This window comes from Streptomyces sp. NPDC059828, assembly GCF_042731955.1.
Classification (GTDB): Bacteria; Actinomycetota; Actinomycetes; order Streptomycetales; family Streptomycetaceae; genus Streptomyces.
Genome location: NZ_JBHWIW010000035.1, coordinates 17,853 through 39,246, shown reverse-complemented (window position 1 = coordinate 39,246; position 21,394 = coordinate 17,853). Strand labels below are relative to the sequence as shown.

The 21,394-nt window shown below is 70.6% G+C and carries 19 protein-coding genes; 14 read left to right on the top strand and 5 right to left on the bottom strand.

All coding sequences use genetic code 11. The features are described 5' to 3' along the window. The first annotated feature begins 47 nt into the window (after positions 1-47). Genes ACFV6V_RS21095 through nudC form a run of 3 tightly spaced genes read left to right on the top strand, consistent with a single transcriptional unit; the run spans position 48 to position 6,073 of the window. Entirely contained in the window at positions 48-3,644 is a 3,597-nt protein-coding gene (locus ACFV6V_RS21095) for a UvrD-helicase domain-containing protein (RefSeq protein ID WP_385567105.1), read from the top strand. A gap of 10 nt (positions 3,645-3,654) precedes the next feature. After that, positions 3,655-5,076, top strand: coding sequence for a dipeptidase (locus ACFV6V_RS21090; protein WP_385567102.1), 1,422 nt, complete (start codon positions 3,655-3,657; stop codon positions 5,074-5,076). A 49-nt stretch (positions 5,077-5,125) separates the two neighbouring features. Beyond that, on the top strand, positions 5,126-6,073 hold the full coding sequence (gene nudC, locus ACFV6V_RS21085; RefSeq protein ID WP_361278927.1) for an NAD(+) diphosphatase: 948 nt from the start codon (positions 5,126-5,128) through the stop codon (positions 6,071-6,073). 83 nt (positions 6,074-6,156) lie between these two features. Here nudC and ACFV6V_RS21080 read toward each other — a convergent pair whose 3' ends face one another. Beyond that, positions 6,157-6,414: a mycoredoxin gene (locus ACFV6V_RS21080; RefSeq protein WP_361278929.1), complete on the bottom strand. Its 258-nt coding sequence runs from the start codon at positions 6,412-6,414 to the stop codon at positions 6,157-6,159. Between the two features lie 171 nt (positions 6,415-6,585). Here ACFV6V_RS21080 and ACFV6V_RS21075 point away from each other — a divergent pair, with 171 nt between their 5' ends. The 5 genes from ACFV6V_RS21075 to ACFV6V_RS21055 all read left to right on the top strand — a co-directional run bounded on the left by ACFV6V_RS21075 (position 6,586) and on the right by ACFV6V_RS21055 (position 10,461). Further along, the gene (locus ACFV6V_RS21075) at positions 6,586-8,766 is read left to right on the top strand and encodes an ATP-dependent DNA helicase UvrD2 (RefSeq protein WP_385567098.1); all 2,181 of its coding nucleotides are present in this window, start codon (positions 6,586-6,588) and stop codon (positions 8,764-8,766) included. Positions 8,767-8,942: 176 nt separating this feature from the next. After that, positions 8,943-9,272: a hypothetical protein gene (locus ACFV6V_RS21070; RefSeq protein ID WP_385567096.1), complete on the top strand. Its 330-nt coding sequence runs from the start codon at positions 8,943-8,945 to the stop codon at positions 9,270-9,272. A 170-nt stretch (positions 9,273-9,442) separates the two neighbouring features. Continuing rightward, positions 9,443-9,811: a WhiB family transcriptional regulator gene (locus ACFV6V_RS21065; protein ID WP_385567094.1), complete on the top strand. Its 369-nt coding sequence runs from the start codon at positions 9,443-9,445 to the stop codon at positions 9,809-9,811. Next, positions 9,808-10,131, top strand: coding sequence for a hypothetical protein (locus tag ACFV6V_RS21060; RefSeq protein WP_385567092.1), 324 nt, complete (start codon positions 9,808-9,810; stop codon positions 10,129-10,131). The genes ACFV6V_RS21065 and ACFV6V_RS21060 overlap by 4 nt, the downstream gene beginning before the upstream one ends. A gap of 132 nt (positions 10,132-10,263) precedes the next feature. Beyond that, on the top strand, positions 10,264-10,461 hold the full coding sequence (locus ACFV6V_RS21055) for a hypothetical protein (RefSeq protein WP_361278939.1): 198 nt from the start codon (positions 10,264-10,266) through the stop codon (positions 10,459-10,461). Between the two features lie 27 nt (positions 10,462-10,488). Here the strand turns inward: ACFV6V_RS21055 and ACFV6V_RS21050 are convergent, their stop codons facing one another. Together ACFV6V_RS21050 and ACFV6V_RS21045 are read right to left on the bottom strand one after the other, a co-directional pair. Then, a complete protein-coding gene (locus tag ACFV6V_RS21050; protein ID WP_385567089.1) occupies positions 10,489-11,925 on the bottom strand; it encodes an ABC1 kinase family protein in 1,437 nt (478 codons plus the stop codon). Positions 11,926-11,967: 42 nt separating this feature from the next. Then, positions 11,968-13,125 (bottom strand): ThiF family adenylyltransferase, encoded by a 1,158-nt coding sequence (locus tag ACFV6V_RS21045; RefSeq protein WP_385567087.1) that lies wholly within the window; start codon positions 13,123-13,125, stop codon positions 11,968-11,970. A 254-nt stretch (positions 13,126-13,379) separates the two neighbouring features. Here ACFV6V_RS21045 and ACFV6V_RS21040 point away from each other — a divergent pair, with 254 nt between their 5' ends. The 4 genes from ACFV6V_RS21040 (at position 13,380) to ACFV6V_RS21025 (ending at position 17,245) form a co-directional block, all read left to right on the top strand. Further along, positions 13,380-14,018, top strand: coding sequence for a M48 family metallopeptidase (locus ACFV6V_RS21040; protein ID WP_385567085.1), 639 nt, complete (start codon positions 13,380-13,382; stop codon positions 14,016-14,018). A 177-nt stretch (positions 14,019-14,195) separates the two neighbouring features. Then, complete coding sequence (locus ACFV6V_RS21035; protein ID WP_385567082.1) at positions 14,196-15,776, top strand: TerD family protein; 1,581 nt, start codon at positions 14,196-14,198, stop codon at positions 15,774-15,776. Between the two features lie 13 nt (positions 15,777-15,789). Then, the gene (locus tag ACFV6V_RS21030) at positions 15,790-16,470 is read left to right on the top strand and encodes an AIM24 family protein (RefSeq protein ID WP_385567081.1); all 681 of its coding nucleotides are present in this window, start codon (positions 15,790-15,792) and stop codon (positions 16,468-16,470) included. A 19-nt stretch (positions 16,471-16,489) separates the two neighbouring features. After that, entirely contained in the window at positions 16,490-17,245 is a 756-nt protein-coding gene (locus tag ACFV6V_RS21025) for an AIM24 family protein (RefSeq protein WP_385567078.1), read from the top strand. A gap of 72 nt (positions 17,246-17,317) precedes the next feature. On the opposite strand, the gene ACFV6V_RS21020 is transcribed toward ACFV6V_RS21025, so the two are convergent. Further along, complete coding sequence (locus ACFV6V_RS21020) at positions 17,318-17,869, bottom strand: NUDIX hydrolase (protein ID WP_385567076.1); 552 nt, start codon at positions 17,867-17,869, stop codon at positions 17,318-17,320. Next, on the bottom strand, positions 17,866-19,314 hold the full coding sequence (locus ACFV6V_RS21015; protein WP_385567074.1) for a zinc-dependent metalloprotease: 1,449 nt from the start codon (positions 19,312-19,314) through the stop codon (positions 17,866-17,868). Before ACFV6V_RS21015 ends, ACFV6V_RS21020 begins: the two co-directional genes overlap by 4 nt. A gap of 268 nt (positions 19,315-19,582) precedes the next feature. Here ACFV6V_RS21015 and ACFV6V_RS21010 point away from each other — a divergent pair, with 268 nt between their 5' ends. Continuing rightward, positions 19,583-20,716 carry an SDR family oxidoreductase gene (locus ACFV6V_RS21010; protein ID WP_385567071.1) on the top strand — a complete coding sequence of 378 codons (1,134 nt, stop codon included), beginning with the start codon at positions 19,583-19,585 and terminating at the stop codon, positions 20,714-20,716. A 78-nt stretch (positions 20,717-20,794) separates the two neighbouring features. Then, entirely contained in the window at positions 20,795-21,253 is a 459-nt protein-coding gene (locus ACFV6V_RS21005) for a molybdenum cofactor biosynthesis protein MoaE (RefSeq protein WP_385567069.1), read from the top strand. Positions 21,254-21,394: the final 141 nt, after the last annotated feature.

The window sequence follows — 21,394 nt, the reverse complement described above, 5'->3', positions numbered from 1 at the left end:
CCGGGCATCGGCGGCCGATGTCAGTGGGGGCCGTTAGCCTCTCTCGGGTGTCCGCGCGTATCACCGACCCCGAGCAGCTCAAGGAGCTCCTGGGTATCCCGTTCACCCCGGAGCAGATGGCCTGCATCACGGCGCCGCCCGCCCCGCAGGTCATCGTGGCCGGGGCCGGTTCGGGCAAGACGACGGTGATGGCGGCCCGCGTGGTCTGGCTGGTGGGCACGGGACAGGTCGCACCCGAGCAGGTGCTCGGCCTGACGTTCACCAACAAGGCTGCCGGCGAGCTCGCCGAGCGGGTCCGCACAGCGCTGGTACGGGCCAGGGTGACCGACGGTGAGGCGATCCCGGGGGCGGTTCCCGAGGAGTCCGGCAGCCCCGGCTCCGTGACCGGAGCCCATCCGTCCGGCGAGCCCCGTATCTCCACGTACCACGCCTTCGCCGGGCAACTGCTCACCGACCACGGACTGCGGATCGGTCTGGAGCCGACCTCCCGGCTCCTCGCGGACGCCACCCGTTTCCAGCTCGCCGCGCGTGTGCTGAGGGAAGCCCCCGGGCCGTATCCGGCGCTGACCAAGTCCTTCCCCTCCCTGGTCAGCGATCTGCTCGCGCTCGACGCCGAGCTGTCCGAGCACCTCGTACCTCCCGATCGGCTGCTGGCGTACGATTCCGCGCTGCTGCGGGACCTGGAGTCCGCCAGACTGACCAACGCAGAGCTGCGCAAGATCCCCGAGGCCGCGGCCGCCCGTCGTGAACTGCTGGAGCTGGTCGTGCGCTACCGCGCGGCGAAGCAGGCCCGCGATCTGCTGGACTTCGCCGATCAGATAGCTCTCTCCGCCGAGCTCGCGCGCACCCGCCCCGAGGTGGGCCGGATTCTGCGGAACGAGTTCCGGGTGGTCCTGCTCGACGAGTACCAGGACACCTCCGTGGCCCAGCGGCTGCTGCTCTCGGGCCTGTTCGGTACGGGTACGGGCCACGCGGTCACCGCGGTCGGCGACCCCTGCCAGGCGATCTACGGCTGGCGCGGTGCCTCCGTGGCCAACCTGGACGACTTTCCCGAGCACTTCCCGTTCGCCGACGGCCGCCCCGCCGCGCGGTACTCCCTCAGCGAGAACCGCCGCAGCGGCGGCCGTCTGCTCAGCCTGGCCAACGGCCTCGCCGAGCCGCTGCGGGCCATGCACGAAGGGGTCGAGGCACTGCGTCCCGCGACTGGCGCCGAACGCGAGGGGTCCGTGCGCATCGCCCTGCTGCCCGGCCACGCGGAGGAGATCCAGTGGCTCGCCGACTCGATCGCCCATCTGGTCCGCACGGGCAAGGAGCCGGGGGAGATCGCGGTGCTGTGCCGCACGGCGGGGGACTTTGCCGCGATTCAGGGCGCTCTCGTCGCACGGGACGTCCCCGTGGAGGTCGTCGGCCTCTCGGGACTGCTGCACCTGCCCGAGGTCGCCGACCTCGTCGCCGTCTGCGAAGTGCTCCAGGACCCGGGGGCGAACGCCTCGCTGGTCCGGATCCTGACCGGCCCTCGCTGGCGCATCGGGCTCCGTGACCTCGCCCTGCTCGGCCGCCGCGCCCGTATCCTCGTCCACCGCGCACGCGATGACGACGCCTCCGCCGCCGACGTGGACCAGCGGCTCGCCGAGGCCGTCGAGGGCACCGACCCCGCCGAAGTGGTCTCGCTCGCGGACGCACTCGACACCTTCCTGGAGTCCGGCGAGCCCGACGACGGGCTGCCGTTCTCGGGTGAGGCCCGTGTTCGCTTCGCCCACCTCGCCCAGGAACTGCGGGAGCTGAGGCGTTCTCTCGCCGACCCGCTGATGGAAGTGCTGCACCGTGTCCTCGCCACCACCGGTCTGGAGGTCGAGCTCTCCGCGTCCCCGCACGCCCTTGCGGCCCGCCGGCGCGAGACCCTCTCCAACTTCCTCGACACAGCCGCCTCCTTCGCCTCGCTGGACGGCGAGGCGAGCCTGCTCGCGTTTCTGGGCTTCCTGCGCACCGCGGAGCAGTACGAGAAGGGCCTGGACAACGCACTGCCAGGCGGCGAGAACACGGTGAAGGTCCTCACCGCCCACAAGGCCAAGGGACTGGAGTGGGATGTGGTCGCCGTGCCGGGGCTCGTCGCCGACCAGTTCCCGAGCACCCGCTCCCGTGAGTCCTGGACCGCCCAGGCCAAGGTCCTGCCGCATGCGCTGCGGGGCGACGCCGACACCCTTCCGGACATGGCGGCGTGGGACGCCCATGGCCTCAAGGCATTCAAAGCGGACATGAAGGACCACCAGCACATCGAGGAGCTGCGCCTCGGCTATGTGACCTTCACCCGCCCCCGCTCCCTGCTGCTCGGCTCCGGCCACTGGTGGGGCCCGACCCAGAAGCGGCGCCGTGGCCCATCCGCCTTTCTGCACGCGCTGTACGACCACTGCGCGGCCGGCTACGGAGAGATCGAGGTCTGGACGGACGAGCCGGACGAGGACGCGGAGAACCCGGCCCTGCACCGCGAGGCCGGGGAGACCGATCAGCGGGCCTGGCCGCTTCCCCTGGATCCCGAGGCGATGCGCCGCCGGCGCCGGGCCGCCGACACGGTACTGAGCCATCTGTCGGCGATGTCGGTGAGGGCAGACGGGACCGCGGCCTCCGACGAGGGTCCTTCCGGTCATGGCCCTCACGAGGACCACGAGGACCACGAGGACTTCTGGCCCGAGGAACCCATGGAGCCCGACGACGAGCCATGGCCGCAGGACTGCGTCGACACACACGACTACGCGAGCGACGACGCGGACGCGGGAACGGAAGAGGACCCCGATCCGGCGCAGTGGGACGGGGACGACCACGACTTGGAGGACCACGCACACGCCCGGCTCCCCGGCCAGCGCAGCCCCGGTGCCCCGGCCTCTGAGCCCCTCACCATCGAGGACGCTCGCACCATCGCCTCCTGGGACCGCGACCTCGAAGCGCTCACCGGCGAACTCCGCCGCGCCCGTGCCACGGTGCGAGAGGTCCCCGTCCCCCCTTCCCTCTCGGCTTCCCAACTGCTGCACCTCGCCGCCGATCCGGACGGCTTCGCCCAGGAGCTCGCCCGCCCCATGCCGCGCCGGCCCCAGCGGGCGGCCCGCAGGGGCACCCGGTTCCACGCCTGGGTGCAGTCGCGGTTCGAGGAGCTGCCGCTCCCCATGCTCGGGCCCGATGAGCTTCCTGGCCGCGACCCGGACGATCCGGACGGGGCGGAGATCGCCGATGAGCGGGACCTCGCCGTGCTCAAGGAGGCCTTCGAGCGCACCCCCTACGCCCGCCGCACCCCGTATCGCGTGGAGGTGCCGGTACAGCTCACCCTTGCGGGCCGGATCGTCAGGGGGCGCATCGACGCCGTCTACCGCGACGCCGCCACCGGGGCGTTCGAGATCGTGGACTGGAAGACCGGCCGGGAGCACGACGCCGATCCGTTGCAGCTCGCCGTGTACCGGCTCGGCTGGGCGGAGCAGCACGGTCTCGCACCGGAGTCCGTGGCCGCGTCCTTCGTCTATGTCCGCACCGGTGAGGTCGTACGCCCCGATGCGCTGCCCGACCGCAGCGGGCTCGAACGGCTGCTCGCAGGCCGGTCGGCAGCGGAGGAACCGGCGCACCACCGCGCAGACGAGCCCGCCCCGGGCGCCGGATAGGCTCAGGGGCATGAGCGAGACCCAGGACAACGTCGTCCGCACCCACATACACCGGCACCGCGAGGCCTTCCTCGACGACCTTGCCGAGTGGCTGCGCATCCCGTCGGTCTCGGCGCAGCCCGAGCACGACGGGGACGTACGGCGCAGTGCCGAGTGGCTCGCCGCCAAGCTCAAGGAGACCGGCTTCCCGGCCGCCGAGGTGTGGGAGGTACCGCCGGCCACGCCGGAGGCCGCCCCGGGCGCCCCTGCCGTGTTCGCCGAGTGGCCGTCCGATGATCCGAATGCGCCGACCGTGCTGGTCTACGGCCACCATGACGTGCAGCCGGCGGCCCGCGAGGACGGCTGGCACACCGATCCGTTCGAGCCGGTCGTCAAGGACGGCCGGATGTACGCGCGCGGCGCGGCCGACGACAAGGGCCAGGTCTTCTTCCACACCCTGGGTGTGCGCGCCCATCTCGCCGCCACGGGCCGCACCGCCCCGGCCGTCCATCTCAAACTGCTCGTCGAAGGCGAGGAGGAGTCGGGCTCCCCGCACTTCCGCGCCCTCGTGGAGCGGCACCGGGACCGTCTTGCCGCCGATGTGGTGATCGTCTCCGACACCGGGATGTGGTCGGAGACCACCCCCACGGTGTGCACCGGGATGCGCGGTCTCGCCGACTGTGAGATCGAGCTGTACGGCCCCGGGCAGGACATCCACTCCGGTTCCTTCGGCGGTGCGGTGCCCAACCCGGCCACGGTCGCCGCCCGGCTGGTCGCGGCGCTCCACGACGAGCACGAGCGGGTGGCCGTCCCCGGCTTCTACGACGGCATCGCGGAGCTGACCGACGCCGAGCGCGAGCTGTTCGCCGAGCTGCCGTTCGACGAGGACGAGTGGCTGCGCACGGCCAGGTCCCGCGCGACGCTCGGCGAGGCCGGCTATTCCACCCTGGAGCGCGTCTGGGCCAGGCCGACCGCCGAGGTCAACGGCATCGGAGGCGGCTACCAGGGCCCCGGTGGAAAGACGATCATCCCGTCGTCCGCCATGCTGAAGCTGTCCTTCCGGCTTGTCGCGGGCCAGGATCCGGACCGCGTGGAGGAGGCGGTGCGGGACTGGGTCGCCTCCCGGATCCCGGCCGGCATCCGCCACGAGATCACCTTCGGCGCCTCGACCCGCCCCTGCCTGACCCCGCTGGACCACCCCGCCCTCCAGGCGGTCGTCCGCTCCATGAGCCGGGCCTTCGACGGCGAGAAGATCCGCTTCACGCGGGAGGGGGGCTCGGGCCCGGCGGCCGATCTCCAGGACGTGCTCGCTGCGCCCGTCCTCTTTCTGGGCATCTCCGTGCCGTCCGACGGATGGCACGCGCCCAACGAGAAGGTCGAGCTCGATCTGCTGCTCAAGGGCGTGGAGGCCAGCGCTTACCTGTGGGGAGAGCTGGCCACCGCCCACCGCTGAACGTCAGTACACCGAACGACCCGAACGACCAGGGGGAGTGGAACGTACCGTGAGCACCTTCCATCACGTTGTCGGCGGCCGGCCGATCGGTCTGACCGCGCCGAGCGGTATCGACCGCGCCGCCCATCACCGCCTGGATGAGGCCTGGCTGGCGGCGGCGTGGAGCCATCCCTCCACCCGGGTCTTCGTGGTCTCCGGCGGCCAGGTACTCGTCGACGACAGACCCGACGGCGGCACCGAACTGGTGATGACCCCAGCCTTCGAAGCCCCCGTCACCGAGACCCACCGGTACTTCCTCGGCACCGACCAGGACGGCGTCAGCTACTTCGCCCTCCAGAAGGACGCCCTGCCCGGACGTATCGACCAGTCGGCGCGTCCCGCGGGACTGCGTGAGGCCGGACTGCTGCTGTCGCCGCGCGACGCGGGCCTGATGGTGCACGCCGTGGCGCTGGAGAACTGGCAGCGCCTGCACCGTTTCTGCTCGCGCTGCGGGGAGCGCACGATCATCGCGGCAGCGGGGCATGTCCGCCGCTGCCCGGCCTGTGGTGCCGAGCACTACCCGCGAACCGACCCGGCCGTGATCATGCTGGTCACTGACGAGGAGGACCGCGCCCTGCTGGGGCGGCAGGTGCACTGGCCGGAGGGACGCTTCTCGACCCTGGCCGGGTTCGTCGAGCCGGGCGAGTCGATCGAGCAGGCGGTGGCGCGCGAGGTCCACGAGGAGGCAGGCGTCACGATCGGCGAGGTCGAGTACGTCGCCAGCCAGCCCTGGCCCTTCCCTTCGAGCCTGATGCTGGGCTTCATGGCCCGTGCCACCTCGTCGGAGATCAGGGTCGACGGCGAGGAAATCCATGAGGCCCGCTGGTTCTCCAGGGAGGAGCTGTGTGCCGCCTTCGAGTCGGGGGAGGTGCTGCCTCCGTACGGCATCTCGATCGCGTCCCACCTCGTCGAGATGTGGTACGGCAAGCCCCTGCCGAAGCCCGGAGCGGCCGGCTGAGGGGCGTACAGGGCACCGGCACACAAGAACGCCCCTCCGATCACGATGTGCCGGAGGGGCGTGGTGCGCGAGGGCGCAGCCGTTCAGCTCGCGAGAGCCTGCTTGACCTGGGCCAGACTCGGGTTCGTCATGACGACGTTCTCCCCGCCGCTCGGCGGGACCACGAGAACGGTGGGGACGGTCTGGTTGCCGCCGTTCGCCTTCTCCACGAACGCCGCCGACTCCGGGTCCTCCTCGATGTTGACCTCGACGTATGAGATGCCTTCCCGGTCGAGCTGGCTCTTCAGCCGACGGCAGTACCCGCACCAGGTCGTGCTGTACATCGTCAGAGATCCCTGCATGTCTTCTCCCGCTGCTCCAGGTCGTGGGCCGTCCGGCTACTCGAACGTACGACATGCCGCCGTCATTCCCGTCGCGTCCGTCAGGCGCCTCACACCTGATTCGTACGACTGGTCGGCTCCGCCTGTGGACAACCGTCCCGGTGATCTCCCCGGACCTGGCAGCATGGCGGCGTGACAGCAGCAACGCACTCCACACTCTTCCCTCAGGTCCCCGAGTCGGCGGACGCGGTGCTCGACGGGCTCGACCCCGAGCAGCGCGAGGTCGCGACCGCCCTGGCCGGGCCGGTGTGCGTGCTGGCCGGTGCCGGCACGGGCAAGACACGGGCGATCACCCATCGCATCGCCTACGGGGTGCGGGCGGGGATACTCCAGCCGTCGAGTGTGCTGGCGGTCACCTTCACCAATCGCGCCGCGGGGGAGATGCGGGGCCGGCTGCGTCAGCTCGGGGCAGGGGGAGTGCAGGCCCGCACCTTCCACTCGGCCGCCCTGCGCCAGCTCCAGTACTTCTGGCCGAAAGTCGTCGGGGGGGAGCTGCCCAGGCTGCTCGAGCGCAAGGTCCAGCTCGTCGCCGAGGCGGCGGCGCGCTGCCGGATCAGGCTGGACCGCAATGAGCTCCGGGATGTGACCAGCGAGATCGAGTGGGCCAAGGTCACCCAGACGGTGCCCGCCGACTACCCGGCGGCCGTCGCCAAGTCGCTCAGGGACGCCCCCCGCGACCCGGCCGAGGTCGGCCAGATCTATGCCATGTACGAGCAGCTGAAGCGGGACCGCTCCGCCATCGACTTCGAGGACGTCCTGCTGCTGACGGTGGGCATTCTGCAGGACCGCCATGACATCGCCGACCAGGTCCGCCGTCAGTACCAGCACTTCGTGGTGGACGAGTACCAGGACGTGTCGCCGCTCCAGCAGCGGTTGCTGGACCTGTGGCTGGGCGACCGGGACAGCCTCTGTGTCGTCGGCGACGCCAGCCAGACGATCTACTCCTTCACCGGAGCCACCCCGGACCACCTGCTGAACTTCCGGACCCGCCACCCGCACGCCACGGTGGTCAAGCTGGTCCGCGACTACCGCTCGACCCCCCAGGTGGTGCACCTGGCCAACGGTCTGTTGCGGCAGGCCAGCGGACGTGCCGCCGAGCACCGCCTCGAGCTCGTCTCGCAGCGTGATCCGGGCCCCGAGCCCGCGTACACGGAGTACGGGGACGAGCCGGCGGAGGCCGAGGGCACCGCCCGCCGAATCCGTGAGCTGATCGCCGCGGGAGTCCCCGCGGGCGAGATCGCCGTGCTGTTCCGGGTCAACGCCCAGTCAGAGGTCTATGAGCAGGCCCTCTCCGACGCCGGGGTGCCCTACCAGCTGCGGGGCGCCGAGCGGTTCTTCGAGCGGGCCGAGGTCCGGGAGGCCGGGGTCGCCCTGCGCGGCGCCGCCAGGGCAGGGGGGAACGATTCCCTGCTGGACGACGCCGAGGGCCTGGTCTCCCAGGTGCGGGCGGTGCTGTCCACCAAGGGCTGGACCACCGAGCCCCCGGCCGGCTCCGGCGCCGTTCGCGACCGCTGGGAGTCCCTGGCCGCGCTGGTCCGGCTGGCCGAGGACTTCGCCCGGGCGAAGCCGGAGGCGACCCTGTCCGATCTGGTCGCGGAGCTCGATGAGCGGGCCGCCGCCCAGCATGCCCCGACCGTGCAGGGCGTCACCCTTGCCTCGCTCCACTCGGCCAAGGGCCTCGAGTGGGACGCCGTGTTCCTGGTCGGTCTGACGGAGGGCATGATGCCCATCACCTACGCCAAGACCGACGAGCAGATCGAGGAAGAACGCCGGCTGCTCTATGTGGGTGTCACCCGTGCGCGGCTCCATCTGTCGCTCTCCTGGGCGCTGTCCCGGTCGCCCGGTGGCCGGGCCTCACGTCGTCCCACCCGCTTCCTCGCCGGGCTGCGCCCCGGCTCGTCGGCGCCCGGTGGCGGTGGGGCGGGCGGTGCGGGGGGCATCGAGCGGGGCGGCGGCTCCGCCGCCCGGCGCAGGCGGCGCGGACCGGCGCTGTGCCGGGTCTGTGGCAAGACGCTGACCGACGCCGGTGAGATGAAGCTGATGCGCTGTGAGGAGTGTCCGTCGGACATGGACGAGGCGCTGTACGAGCGGCTGCGGGAGTGGCGCTCCGGGCAGGCCAGGGAGCTCGGCCAGCCCGCGTACTGCGTCTTCACGGACAAGACCCTGATGGCGATCGCGGAGGCCGTCCCCGGCAGCGAGGGCGAGCTGGCCGCGATCTCCGGTGTCGGCGGCCGCAAGCTGGAGCGTTTCGGAGCCGATGTCCTGACCATCTGTGCAGGTCAGGGAGTTGAGGACGAGGGCGAGGAGGACTGATGCAAACTCGTCGAAAAAATAGTTTGCGCCCGCCATGGTCATCCCCATAGGTTCTTAACCACGAGAACAGCGGCTTCTCTGAAGCCCTGTCCTCGTGCTGTACTTAGCTGTACCTATCCCATATACGCGCGATCGGCCCCGGCCGGTCCCAGAGACGCCGAGAGGAGGCGATTCCAGTGATCAGCATCTACGCCAGCTCCATCCGCACCACCGCCAAAATGACCGATCGCTCGGTCGTCTCCGTCTGCTCGCTCGGCCTCTCCGGCTCGGCGTTCATTGGCACCGGTCTGTCCGGCTTCGCAGCCGAACTTCCGGCCTCCCTGCGCGCGGCTCTGCCCGTCCGGGAGCGCAATGAGCGACCGACCAAGGCACTGGCAGCGGGAGTAGCAAAGACAGAGGTCAAGACCTATGCCTTTGCGGCCGCCAGTGCCGGAATGAAGCAGACGAAGCAGCACCACACGATGTGGGCCTTCCGTGGGCTCGAACCCTGGAGTGATCCAGCCTGATCCAGGATCAGGCCGGCGCCTTCAGGGCCGCGGAACCCCACCAGGGATCCGCGGCCCTTCTGTTTTCCCCGATGAGGAAGCAGAGCGAAGGAGCCTCGGGACCAGCAAGACCCGGTACCAGCCGAAGCCCGGTCCACAGACCGGAACGAACAGACGAGGAATACACCACCGTGCAACTCGAAGCGCACGCCCCGTCCGTACCGCCTTCCGAAACGATCCCCCCGCCCGGCCTCACGGAGGACCCCACCTTGACCCCCCTCACCGCGCTGACCGCGCTCGATGACGCCATCGAGAACCTCGGCGTACCCGTCCCCTGCCGTTCCTACGACCCGGAAGTCTTCTTCGCCGAGTCGCCGGCCGATGTCGAGTACGCCAAGTCGCTGTGCCGGACCTGCCCGCTTATGGCGGCCTGCCTCGCGGGCGCCAAGGAGCGGCGTGAGCCGTGGGGCGTCTGGGGCGGCGAGCTCTTCGTCCAGGGCGTGGTCGTGGCCCGCAAGCGGCCCCGTGGCCGTCCGCGCAAGAACCCGGTCGCCGTATGAACGCCGCCGGCACCATCGACCGTCCCCTCACGCACGATCCCCAGAAGCAGGCCCCGATGACCTCTTCCACCAGCGAGCCGTCCGGCTCCGTGACCCCAGCCTTCAGCTCCACCGGCGCGAATGTCTCGCGCCAGAACAGGACCCGTGAGATGCAACTCATCCCAGAAGCCCTGGCTCGTGCGCATATGCACGACCGCCTGCGGGAAGCCGATGCGGAACGTCAGGCCGTGCGCCTGATCGCCGCCCGGCGGATGCAGCGCCGTGCCGAGCGCGTGTCACTGCGCGCCCGCCGCGCGCTGGCCATGGCGGTCATGCACTGACCTCCAGCCCGGTAGCCACCCGAGCATGAGCTCCCCCGCGGGGGCCGGTCCGACAGGGCCGGCCCCCGCGGTGCGTTGCCCCTCCGGTGCGTTGTCCCCGCCGACCGGGCCGTCCGGGGTTATCGTCACGTGGTGGACCAGCACACTCATCACCCAGTCCAGCCGGGTGCCGAGAACGTCGTGTGTTCCCGGTGCGGCAAGGTCGCCGAGGGCACCCCGCCGACCTGGATCTGCTCCGTGGAGAACGGCCGTCGCCGCTACTTCTGCGAGGACTGCGCCCGGGCCAATATCAGAGCCATCGAGGGGCGGCTCGACTCATCGTGGTGGTGACGGTGGTCGGGACCATCCCTGCCTACCTCAGGCTCCCGCGACCAGTTCATCCCCGTCGGTCACCGCACTCAGCTCACCGGCCCTGCCTCCGTCCTCGTGCCCGGCCATCACCGCGTCATCCGGCAGGAAGCCAGGCAGCCACTCCTCCAGTTCGTCTCGCAACCGCACGGTCGCGTTCAGCTGGCACAGCACTCCGATGGTGCTCAGCGTCACCCGGTGGATCAGCAGATACGCGGGCGGGAGATTGAGCTGCTTGCCCAACTGGTGTGCGGGGGAACGCGGATCGGCGATCCGGGCCGCCTGGCTGCGCATCCAGGCGCGGGTGAAGGTGAATGTGTCGGACTCGGCCGGCTCGATGATCGGCAGCAGATAGTCGAGGACCGCGTCGGGGTCCAGATCGATTGACTCCTTGACGAAGCCTTCCTCGCGGAGCAACTCGTAGACGGCCTCGGCCTCACCCTCGAGGGTCATCCGCAGCGACTCGCCTATGGTGGCGGGCAGCCCGCCCGGGAGCCGGTCGACCGTACCGAAGTCCAGCACTCCCAGTCGCCATGCGCCGGGCCCCTGGTCGTCATCGTCCCGATCGTCCGCCGGGAGCAGCCGGAAGTTCCCCGGATGCGGATCCGCATGCAATAGACCCGTGCGAGCCGGTCCCGAGAACAGGAAGCGGGCAAGCAACTGGCCCGCACGGTCGCGCTGCTCCTGGGGGCCGGCGCTGATCACCTGGGCAAGCGGTATGCCACCGATCCATTCGGTCACCAGTACCTGGTCACCCTGGTGGACCACATCCGGGACCACCACGTCCGGATCGCCGCTGAACTCCGCGGCGTGCTTCTGCTGTGCCCGGGCCTCCAGCCCGTAGTCCAGCTCCTCCGAGATGCGGTCCCGAAGCTCGGTGATCAGCGGCTTGATGTCCATCCCCGGAATCAGCGGACCCAGCAGACGGGCGAACCTGCTCAACTGGGTCAGATCCGAGAGCAGCGCCTCACCGGCCCCCGGGTACTGCACCTTCACCGCGACTTCGCGCCCGTCATGCCAGACGGCGCGATGGACCTGGCCGATCGACGCCGCGGCGGCCGGACTGTCGTCGAACTCCCGGAACGAATCTCGCCAGTCCTCGCCGAGACGCTCTGCCAGCACCTGGTGGACCGTGCGTGCCGGCATCGGGGGAGCGGCATCCTGGAGTTTGGTCAGGGCGGCCCGATAGGGGCCCGCGACCTCCTCGGGCAGCGCGGACTCGAAGACGGACAGCGCCTGCCCGACCTTCATGGCGCCGCCCTTGAGCTCGCCCAGCACTTTGAACAGCTGCTCCGCCGTGCGCTGTTGCAGCTCCCTGGCCACGATCTCCGCGGACTTGCCGCCGAGCCGCTTGCCCAGCCCCCATGTCGCGCGACCGGCGATGCCCAGGGGCAGAGCGGCCAACTTGGCGGTGCGGGTGACCGCCTTCCGGGGAAGATCAGACATTGCGCCCCTCCAGATCCCAGACTGCCGTGCCGCGTGCGGTGGTTACCCGGTCATTGTGTCGTGCGGTTCCCCGGCCCCCTGTGCGCGCTCCCCCACAGTGTGCCCAACCGCGCCGCACGAGCAGTCCGGATGGCCTCTGAACCACTCCGACCGCCACTCCAAGAGAGGCAGCGACACCTCCCAGCGAGCCCCGGTGCTCGCCGGTAGATCTCCGTCGAGGAACGCCAGCGCATGTGCCGTGGCGAGCCCCGCCACCGCGGTGGCGAGCGCGAGATCGCAGGGTCCGGCCAGGGACGCGTCACGGCCCGAACGCCACTGCGCAAGCATCCGCGACCATGCGGGATCACGGTCGGTCCTCGCTCCTTGCATGCATCCCGCGCAGGCGCTGCCACCCGGTAGCACCAGCGGCCCAACAACCCCAGTGGCCTCCAGCACCCCCGCGTAGAGATGCGGGGTGCCGGTGCCGAGCCACTGTTCGGCGACGGCGGGATCCGGGGCGTACGCAGCGAGACCGTCCCGCGGCGCGATGACCACCAAGGAGAGCGGTGGCTCGTCCCGCGGCGGGCCGGCGGGTGGGGGACGACGCGCCCCGCGCGGCAGCCTCACCGTGGCGCACTGCCGCACCAGTCGGCCCGCCGCGGTGTCCCGGCGCTCGCCGACCGCATCGGCTGCCAGGCCGCCGGGTGCCACGTCCCAGGGCGCCGCGTGTCCCGAGTCCAGGACGTCCACCCGGCCCACACCGGAGGCGGACAGCATTGCCGCGATCGCCGCCCCGACCCGTCCGGCGCCGCGCACCTGGACACGCATGGCGCCCCGGGCGGCCAACCGGGCCATCGCCGCACCCGGTTCCGGATGGACGACCGAGAGCGAGGCGAGATCGGGCCGCAGCCGGTCCAGCGCGGCACCTGCCCGCTCGCGCAGGGCGTCGGCCTCCGGTCCGCCCCCTGTCGTGTCATCGACCAGTCCCGCTGTGGCCAACCGTGCCAGAAGCGCGTCCACCTGACTCGCGGGGAGCCCCATCGCCTTGGCCTCGTCTCGCAGCCTGGGCAGCCCGCGCGTGCCGTCGAGCAGCGAGATCAGACTCCCGGTCGCCGTGTCCACCGGTCCGACGACCACCGCATGTGCGGACGTGGCACCGAACTGCACATACCGCAGATCCCGCCAGGCGCGCCGAAGTCCCCGCTTCACCATCGGATGCATAACTCCCCCGTCCTCTGCGGCAAACGGACCGCAATGTCAGGACCGCGTCCACCCGCCGTCCACCCGTCCGGCTTTCCGGACGAGTCTTCCGGGCATCAGAATGCAGGAGCCCGGCGATGGGTGCGGAAAGTTATCCACAGGTGGTGCGTATTAGTCGTTCAAATCGTGCGCGCCGTCGAAGACCGCCGAATGGATCAAGGTCCATACGACCCGCGGGCGGGACTTACGCGACTCGCAGCGGGTAACGTCGGGGCGTGTCCGCCGACCCACCGCACAGCGCCGAAAGCCGGCAGCGCAGTGTGCCCCGATATGCGTCCCGGTCCACCGTGACGAGCGCTGTCGAGGTCCGCAGGAGCGCCCGGCGCAGGAGAACGGTCTCCGCCTACCGCGAGGGCGACCGGACGATCGTGCTCATCCCTGCCCGGATGTCGGAGGCGGAGGAGCAGCGCTGGGTGACGGTCATGCTCGACAAGCTCGCCGCCCAGGAAAGCAAGCGGACCCTCGGCGACGCGGAGCTCGCGGAGCGGGCCCGGCGGCTGTCCGCGCAGTACTTCGGCGGGCGGGCCAGACCCGCGTCCGTCCGCTGGGTGACCAACCAGAACACCCGCTGGGGCTCCTGCACCCCTGCGGAAGGCAGCATCCGGCTGTCCCACCGGCTCCAGGGCATGCCCGAGTACGTCGTCGACTACGTACTCGTCCACGAGTTGGCGCACCTGCTCGTGCCTGGCCACGGGCCTCGTTTCTGGAAGCTCCTCGAGGCCTATCCGCGTACCGAGCGGGCCCGCGGCTACCTCGAGGGCGTAGCGGCTGCGGGCCGGCTTCCGAGCCCGCCCGCCGATCCCGATGATCCCACCGACCCGGTCGATCCAGACGGTCAGCTCACTGACGGCTGACAGCCGACGACTGACCGTTGACCGCTGTTGCCTGACGCCGGATCACCAGCAGGGATCCATGCGCGAGCCTCACCGATCCTGTACCGAATGTGTCCCGGCTCCGTTCAATGTCGTCCCTAGCGGTTAGCCTGGCGCGGCATAGACACAAGTCGTCGGGATGGGGGACGGTCGTTACGCATGGCAAGGGAATTCCAACGGGGCCACAAGGCCAAGATCAGTGATCTGACTCCGGGGACGGATCTGTACGTAGGAGTGCAGATCGCGGCGCCCGGCCTGTCCTTCGACATCAGCTGCTTCGGTCTCGATGCCCATGAGCAGCTCTCGGACGACCGGTATTTCATCTTCTTCAACCAGCCCAAGTCGCCCGAGGAGTCCATTCAGCTGCTCGGCGCCCAAGCCGGCGACACCGAGTCGTTCCGGGTCACGCTGGACCGTATTCCGGCGAACATCCACAAGCTGTCGTTCACCGCGACGGTCGACGGTGCCGGGCAGATGTCGCAGATCGGCCCTGGACACATCCGGATCGTGGCGGGCGGCGAGGAAGTCGTCAGATACGCCTTCACCGGCTCGGAGTTCTCCTCCGAACGCGCTCTGATGCTCGGCGACTTCTACCTGAAGGACGTCTGGCGGTTCGCCGCCGTGGGCCAGGGCTTCGACGGTGGACTGGACGCGCTGCTGAAGAACTTCGGCGGCGAGGTGGCCGAGGAGGAGCCCGCCGCGCAGCAGCCGCAGCAGGCTGTGCCCGGCTTCGCCCCGCCCGCGCAGACGGCCCCGCCCGTGCAGGCGCCGTCCTTCGGCGCTCCGCCAGCGCCCCAGGCGCCGCAGGCCCCCATGGCCCCACAGCCCGCGCCGGCGTTCGGCGCGCCCCAGACGCAGGCCCCGGCCCCCGCCCCTGCCCAGCCGCAGATCCACTCGGCACCCACGATCGCCGCGCCCATGACCCCGCCCACGGGCACGGTCCCGCCTCAGGTCCAGCCGTCTCCGTACGGCCAGCAGCCTCAGCACCAGCCGCCGCAGCCGCCGTTCGGCCAGCAGCCGGCCCCGTTCGGCCAGCCCGGCGTGCCTCAGGGCGTCCCGCAAGGCGCGCCTCAGGGCGGTGCCGGTCTCCAGGCGGCGCTCCAGCCCTACAAGGAACTGCCCACGGGCCAGCGCTGGACCCCGCAGAACCAGCAGCTCATGCGGGTCGACCTGGCGATGGGCGGCGCGCCCGTGCTCGCTCGGCAGGGCAGCATGGTGATGTACCAGGGCAAGATCGACTTCAGCTACAAGGGTGCCGGATTCGCCGGGCGGATCGTCGGCAACGCGACCGGCCAGGAGATGCAGCTCATGCGCTGCACCGGCAGGGGCCAGGTCTTCTTCGCCGAAGAGGGCGCACATCTGCACCCGATCGAGCTCCAGGGCGACGGAATCTGCGTCTCCGCCGAGAACGTCCTCGCCTTCGACGAGTCGCTCCAGCACGAGGTGCGCCGCATCGAGGGCCACGGCATCCCGGGTGGGGCACTGTTCACCATGATGTTCCAGGGCACCGGCACGGTCGTCGTGAAGACCCGCGGCATCCCGGTGGTACTCCCGGTCACCCCGACCACCTTCGCCGACTCCAATGCCATCGTGGCCTGGTCGGCAGCCTCCCAGGTGATCCTGTCCAGCCAGGTCAGGCTGCGCCGCAACGCCTACCCGGGCCACAGCGGAGAAACCGTGAACCTGCAGTTCCGGGGCGCCCCCGGCAACTTCATCGTCGTCCAGCCCTACGAGGTCTGAGGGAGCCCGGAGAATGAACCAGCAACTCGCGGGCTACGCCCCGACCCCCGTGGTGGCCAGGATGGAGAACCACGGCCGCACGATGCTCAAGGTCGCCATGGCCTCGGGCCAGGACCTGTTCGCCCGCGCCGGCTCGATGGTCGCGTACGAGGGTTTCATCCAGTACGAGCCCAACCCGCCCGCTGTCCGTCAGGTCGCCTCGCAATGGGTGACCGGCGAGGGGGCGCCCATCATGAAGTGCTCCGGCGACGGACTGCTCTATCTGGCCGACTACGGCGCCGATGTCGTCGTCATCAACCTCAACAACGACTCGCTCTCGGTCAACGGCACCAATCTCCTCGCCTTCGACGCACACCTTCAGTGGGGTGTCGAACGCGTCAAGGGCCTCGCCAAGTTCGCCGGGCAGGGCCTGTGGAACGTCACGGTGGCCGGCACCGGCTGGGTCGCCCTGACCTCGCGGGGCACGCCCATCGTGGTGGACTGCGGGCGCGGAGACGACGAGACCTACGTGGACCCGGACGCCCTCGTCGCCTGGTCGCCGAACCTGAAGGTGAAGGGCAAGCGCAGCTTCAAGGCCTCGTCCCTGATCGGCCGGGGCAGCGGCGAGGCATATCAGATGGCCTTCTCGGGCCAGGGCATCGTCGTCGTACAGCCGAGTGAGGACAGCACCGACCGCCTGCGGGTCCGGGGCTGAGGGGGAGCGAGAACACACCATGCAGAGCCCACTTTTCAGCTACGCCGAACAGCAGTCCCAGGAACGGTACGCCGTCCAGAACCCGCAGCTCCTGAGGGTGGCGCTCACCGGGCACGACGACGTCCTCGCCCGCAAGGGCGCCATGGTCGCCTACCAGGGGCTCATCGACTTCGACGGCGAGTACCAGTCGGGGGGACAGCGGCGCGCCCGTGCCCGCACAGGCGAGGGCCTTGACCTGATGCGCTGTTCCGGCCAGGGCACGGTCTACTTCGCCAACCTCGCCCAGTACATCCATGTCGTGGACGTCGACCAGGAGGGCATGACCGTCGACAGCGCCTATGTGCTGGCGCTCGACTCCGGTCTGCACACCGAGGTCATTGCCGTGGACAGTCAGTACGGGATCTCCGGCTCCGGGAAGTACCAGCTCAACATCTCCGGGCGGGGCAAGGTCGCCCTCATGACCTCGGGACAGCCGCTGATGATGCAGGTCACCCCGGACAAGTACGTCAACGCGGACGCGGATGCGATCGTCGCCTGGTCGTCGTCGCTGCGGGTCCAGATGCAGGCCCAGACCCATTCAACGGGTGTCTGGCGGCGCCGGGGCAACACGGGCGAGGGCTGGGAGCTCAGCTTCCTCGGCCAGGGTTTCGCCCTCGTGCAGCCAAGCGAGCTGCTGCCGCCGCAGAACGCCCAGATCGGGCAGGGGATGCGCGCGCAGTACGGCATGGGCCAGCAAGGGTCCCACGCTCAGAACCAGGGCAACGTCTGGAGCTGAGGTGCCTCGGGGGAGGGGTGGGCAGCAGCCTTGGGAGGAATCCCGAGGCCGCTCGCCCCTCCCGGGCAGTGTCTACAGCCTGGCCCGGGTGTGCTCCAGCAGCCGTACGACCGACTCGTCGGCGACACCCGCCACCTCGTCGTACCCGAACCAGCGCAGGTCCAGTGACTCGTCGCTGATCGCCGCTACGGCGTCCGGCTGTGCCACGGCGGCGTACTGCACGTCGAAGTGCCAGTGACAGGGCGCGGGAATCGGATGCCGGTCCAGCCGCACCGGACCGCCGGACAGCAGCTCAAGACCGGGGATACCCGACTCCTCGGCCGCCTCACGCAGTGCCGCTTCCTCGAGGGTGGCGTCGCCCGGCTCGCAGTGGCCCCCCATCTGGAGCCACATGCCCAGCTTCTTGTGCAGGGTCAGCAGCACCCGGCCGCGGTACGGGTCGACCACCAGCGCACTGGCCGTCAGGTGTCCCGCCCCGCAGGCCTTCCACATCCCGTCCGGGTGCCCGGTCAGATGGTCGAGGTACTCCTGGCACAGGGACTCCTGGCCGGTGCCCCGATCGGCGCTGTCCCCGCTGTGTGGGTAGTCCTTCAGTACGCGTACGGCGTCGTCGTACAGGCTCACTTGTCGGTGTCGTCCTTACCGCTGTCGCTGTCGCCATTGCCTTCGCGGCGGCCCTCTGCGGCCTCGCCGAGCATCTTGTCCCACTCGGAGAAGTCGAGCTGCTCATGGTGGACGAAGCCGTCGGGGTCATCGAGGTCGGAAGCCGTCGGCAGCATGTCCGGGTGCTCCCACAGACCGTCGCGCCCGTCCAGCCCGCGTGCGTCGGTCAGCGACGCCCACAGCCGTGAGGCGTCCCGCAGCCGCCGAGGCCTCAGTTCGAGACCGATGAGCGTCGCGAAGGTCTGCTCGGCCGGACCGCCGGAGGCGCGCCGCCGTCGCAGGGTCTCGCGAAGGGCGTCCGCCGAGGTCAGCCGGTTCTTGGCGGCGTCGTGCACCACGGCGTCCACCCAGCCCTCGACCAGCGCCAGCGCCGTCTCCAGCCGGGCCAGGGCCGCCTTCTGCTCCGGGGTGTCCTCGGGCTGGAACATCCCCTGCTGGAGCGCCTCCTGCAACTGCTCGGGATGCGTCGGGTCGAACTGCCCGACCACGTCCTCCAGCTTGGTCGTGTCGACCTTGATGCCCCGCGCATAGCCCTCGACCGCGCCGAACAGATGTGAACGCAGCCACGGCACGTGGGCGAAAAGCCGCTGGTGAGCGGCCTCGCGCAGGGCCAGATAGAGCCGGATCTCGTCCTTGGAGACCCCCAGGTCCTTGCCGAACGCTTCCACGTTCAGCGGGAGCAGCGCGGCCTTGCCCGCGGGACCGAGCGGCAGCCCGATGTCCGTCGAACCCACGACCTCTCCCGCCAGCACGCCGATGGCCTGCCCGATCTGCTGGCCGAACATGGCGCCGCCCATGGAGCGCATCATGCCGATCAGGGGACCCGCCATCGCCTGCATCTCATCGGGGAGCACATCGCCCATGGCGGTACCGACGCGCTCGGCCACCGGGTCGACGAGCTGCTGCCACGCGGGCAGCGTCGCCTCGACCCACTCCGCGCGGCTCCACGCCACGGCGCTCGTGGCACCGGACGGCAGCGACGTCGATCCGTCGAGCCACAGGTCGGCGAGCCGCATGGCCTCCTCGACCGCCGATCGCTCGGCCGGGCCCACGCTCGCGTCCTTGGTGCCGTCCTGGGTGCCCTGGGAGACCGTCTGGCGGGCGATCTGCTTGGCCATGTCCCAGTTCACCGGGCCGCCCTCGTAGCTCAACATCTGGCCGAGCTGCTGGAAGGCCGCGCCGAGGTCGTTGGGGTTCAGCGAGCCGAACATCGCGGCAAACGGATTGTCCGCTCCGCCAGGCCCTCCGGCACCCGCTCCCGGGAACCCGAACCCGAAGGGGTTGGCCGGGCCGCCTTGGCCGCCACCGGAACCCTGCCCACCTCCAGCGGGGTCCTTCTTCTTGCCCTCGTCGCCGTTCTCCGGCTCCTCCGGCGGAAGGCCGAATCCGAATGGAGAGTCACTCACAGGTTTCCTCGGCTCGTAGGGCCGTCGGCTTCTGCCGGCGGCGGCTGCCCGACTACACCACCAGCCTAAGCGTGGCCCGCCTGGCCGCGGTGGCGTCATCGGCCGACTGCTCTCGTAAGACCACGGCGGTTCCGGACCTGACCGTGGCTGATCCGGACCGGACGAGGGCTGGGTGCTCCGCCGACCCGCGGCCTGCGGCAGGATGGACGCCACCTGGTGCGTGCGCGGCTTTCGCGCACGTACTGAAGACAACCGCTGGAGACGCCTGGTGAGTTCCCCAGATCCGCAGGTTCGTGCAGCAGATCCGCAGGTTCGCGCAGCGCGAAACCCCCTCAGCCCCGCCGCGGGGCGCGGCCCCGTGGTCGCGGTGACCGGCGCCGCTTCGGGTATCGGCGACCTGCTGGCGAGGCGCCTCGTCGCATCCGACGAGATCAAGCAGGTCATCGCCATCGACGAGCGGCGCGGTGAGATCCCGGAGGCCCACTGGCACATCCTCGACGTCCGGGACCCGGCGATCGCCGAGAAGCTGCGCGGCGCCGACGTCGTCGTGCACCTGGCGCTCGATCTGGATCTGGAGACGGACCCCGCGGCCCGTTCCGCGTACAACGTGCGCGGTACGCAGACCGTGCTCACCGCCGCCGCTGCCGCGGGTGTCCACCGGGTCGTTTTGTGCACCTCGGCGATGGTCTACGGGGCTCTGCCCGACAACGACATCCCGCTGTCCGAGGACGCCGAGCTGCGGGCGACGGCCGAGGCCACCGGGGTCGGCGACCTGCTGGAGATCGAGCGCCTGGGCCGCCGTGCTCCGCGTGCCCACCCCGGACTGAACGTCACGGTGGTCAGGCCCGCGGTGCTGGTGGGCGGCACGGACACGGCCCTCACCCGCTACTTCGAGTCACCGCGGCTGCTCGTCGTCGCCGGATCCCGGCCGACCTGGCAGTTCTGCCATGTCGAGGACCTGGTGAGCGCCCTGGAGTACGCGGCCCTGGAGAAGGTCGACGGCGAGTTCGCGGTCGGCTGCGACGGCTGGCTCGAGCAGGAGGAGGTCGAGGAGCTCAGCGGCATCCGCCGGATGGAGCTGCCGTCCGCGGTCGCGCTCGGCGCGGCGGCCCGGCTGCACCGGATCGGCCTCACTCCGTCCCCCGCGGGGGACCTCGCGTACACGATGCACCCCTGGGTGGTCAGCGTGGGCAGACTGCACGACGCCGGATGGCGGCCCGAGTGGACCAACGAGGAGGTGCTCGCCGCGTTGCTGCAAGAGGTCGAGGGCCAGCACACCGTCGCGGGTCGCCGCCTGGGCCGCAAGGATGCGACGGCGGCGGCGGGTGCGGCGGGTGCGACCGTCGCGCTGCTGGGTACGGCCGCCCTGGTACGGCGGGCACGTAAGCGGCGCGGACTGTAGGAGACTCCAAAAGCCGCCGTCCGCGCCCGGGCGAAAGCGCGGTTCCGGGAGGTCGGGGCGGTGCGGCACGATGGAGTCATGGCACACATGAGCGATCACCCCGGCGAGCAGGCGGCAGCGGATCCGATCCGGCTGCTGGAGATCCGCGAGTCCCCGCTCTCCGTGGACGAGGTCTTCCGCGCGGTCGGCGACGCCGCGGCAGGCGGTACAGCGCTTTTCGTGGGCACCGTGCGCAATCACGACGGCGGCGCCGATGTCGATGCGCTGGGCTATTCGTGCCATCCCACGGCCGAGGTGGAGATGCGGCGTATCGCGGAGAAGATCGTCGCCGAGTATCCGGTCCGGGCTCTGGCGGCCATCCACCGAGTGGGTGATCTCGAGGTCGGTGACCTCGCCGTCGTGGTCGCCGTCTCGTGCCCGCACCGCGGCGAGGCGTTCGAAGCCTGCCGGAAGCTGATCGACGACCTGAAGCACGAGGTCCCCATCTGGAAGCACCAGAGCTTCTCGGACGGGACGGAGGAATGGGTGGGCGCGTAGCGCCCCCGTTCGAGGGGTGGTGGCCGGGCGACGGGAGGGCGGGTGGGCGCGTAGCGCCCCCGTTCGAGGGGTGGTGGCCGGGCGACGGGAGGGCGGGTGGGCGCGTAGCGCCCCTGGGTGGGTGCTGGTGCGTTATATGCA

Excerpts from the sequence above, each read along its gene's own strand:
- ACFV6V_RS21060 (WP_385567092.1), top strand. The coding sequence starts at position 9,808 with ATGAACGCCGCCGGCACCATCGACCGTCCCCTCACGCACGATCCCCAG.
- ACFV6V_RS21090 (WP_385567102.1), top strand. The coding sequence starts at position 3,655 with ATGAGCGAGACCCAGGACAACGTCGTCCGCACCCACATACACCGGCAC.
- ACFV6V_RS21080 (WP_361278929.1), bottom strand. The coding sequence starts at position 6,414 with ATGCAGGGATCTCTGACGATGTACAGCACGACCTGGTGCGGGTACTGC.
- ACFV6V_RS21050 (WP_385567089.1), bottom strand. The coding sequence starts at position 11,925 with ATGTCTGATCTTCCCCGGAAGGCGGTCACCCGCACCGCCAAGTTGGCC.
- ACFV6V_RS21035 (WP_385567082.1), top strand. The coding sequence starts at position 14,196 with ATGGCAAGGGAATTCCAACGGGGCCACAAGGCCAAGATCAGTGATCTG.
- ACFV6V_RS21030 (WP_385567081.1), top strand. The coding sequence starts at position 15,790 with ATGAACCAGCAACTCGCGGGCTACGCCCCGACCCCCGTGGTGGCCAGG.
- ACFV6V_RS21045 (WP_385567087.1), bottom strand. The coding sequence starts at position 13,125 with ATGCATCCGATGGTGAAGCGGGGACTTCGGCGCGCCTGGCGGGATCTG.
- ACFV6V_RS21005 (WP_385567069.1), top strand. The coding sequence starts at position 20,795 with ATGGCACACATGAGCGATCACCCCGGCGAGCAGGCGGCAGCGGATCCG.
- ACFV6V_RS21025 (WP_385567078.1), top strand. The coding sequence starts at position 16,490 with ATGCAGAGCCCACTTTTCAGCTACGCCGAACAGCAGTCCCAGGAACGG.